1 protein-coding gene is annotated in these 1,192 nt (G+C 63.6%); it reads right to left on the bottom strand.

What is annotated here, in order from left to right; genetic code table 11:
* Nucleotides 1-165 precede the first annotated feature (165 nt).
* Nucleotides 166-1,113, bottom strand: coding sequence for an ABC transporter substrate-binding protein (locus EN991_RS36960; protein WP_027163210.1), 948 nt, complete (start codon nt 1,111-1,113; stop codon nt 166-168).
* Between the last annotated feature and the right edge of the window lie 79 nt (nt 1,114-1,192).

The raw sequence follows: 1,192 nt of genomic DNA, 5'->3' as shown, positions 1-1,192 counted from the left end.
GCCCGGACACGTCGTGCCCGCCTAAGCCGATTGCGCGGCCAAGCGCTGCTACAACGTCGGCCAGCGGGATCAGCGTCGAGCCATAGGCGATCGACAGCAGAGCGAGAGCGGCGATCGCCGCCGCTCCCGCCAGCATGGCCAACGCAAATGCCGGATGGCGCAAGCTCAAAATGCTTCCGGGTGCATGGCCTTGGCGATCTTGTCGATCGCTTCGATGTTGGCGGGTCCAGGCGTCAGCTCGGCGTAGCGGAGGGCAACGAAGCGCTCGTTCTTGACCGCGTCGGTCTCCTTCATGGCCGGATGCGCCTTCAGGAAGTCGAGCAGCTTCCTGTAGCCGCCACCGTCCTGGTAATCGAGCAGGATGAGGAATTGCGGATTGCGCGACGCCACCGTTTCCCAATCCGTGTTGCCCCAGCTGGTGTCCATGTCAGCCATGATGTTGTCGCCGCCGGCGGCAGTGATCATGGCGCTGGGGATGGCGAACTTGCCTGCGGTGAACGGCTTGTCCTCGCCGGAATCGTAGAGGAACACCCGCGTGCCCTTGGCGCTGCCGACCTTGGCGGTGATGTCGGCGAGCTGCGCCTTCCAGCCAGAGACAAGCTTTTCCGCCTCTGTCTCCTTGCCGAAGATCTTGCCCAGCTTTTCGACGTCGCCGTAGAGCAGGTCCATCGAGGCGGCGGGGCGCCTCTTGTCGAGATGGACGCAGCTTTCCGCCAGAACCAGCGTCTTGATGCCGTGCGGGGCAAGCGTGTCGGGCGTCACCTCGCCACCCGGCTTCATGCCGTAGTACCAGCCGGCGAAGAAGAAATCCGGCTCCACGGCCACGAGGTTTTCGAGCGTCGGATATTTCGGCGCCAGCTCCGGGATCGAACCCTGCTCTGCCTTGAATTCGGGACCGACCTTGTACCATCCGGTGATGCCGGTCAGGCCGACGATTGACGGCTGCAATTTCAGCGCGAAAGCCATCTCGGCCATGTTCAGATCATGGATGACAGCGCGCTTCGGCGGCGCGTCGAAGGTCAGCGGCTTGCCGCAGCTGTCGACGGTTACCGGGAAGGCGAAGGCGGTCGAGGTCAGCAGCGAGACGGCAAGCGAAAAAGCGAGGCGTTTCACGGGTATGCTCCTTGTGGGTGGGATCGGGTCGACTATGGAACGGCTTCAATCACGACGGCGGCGCGGCACGGTTCGGAAC

The organism is Mesorhizobium sp. M7A.F.Ca.US.005.03.2.1 (assembly GCF_003997795.1).
Taxonomy (GTDB): domain Bacteria; phylum Pseudomonadota; class Alphaproteobacteria; order Rhizobiales; family Rhizobiaceae; genus Mesorhizobium; species Mesorhizobium ciceri.
Note: the sequence above shows the minus strand (reverse complement) of the source record. Positions and strands in the feature narration are given on the sequence as shown.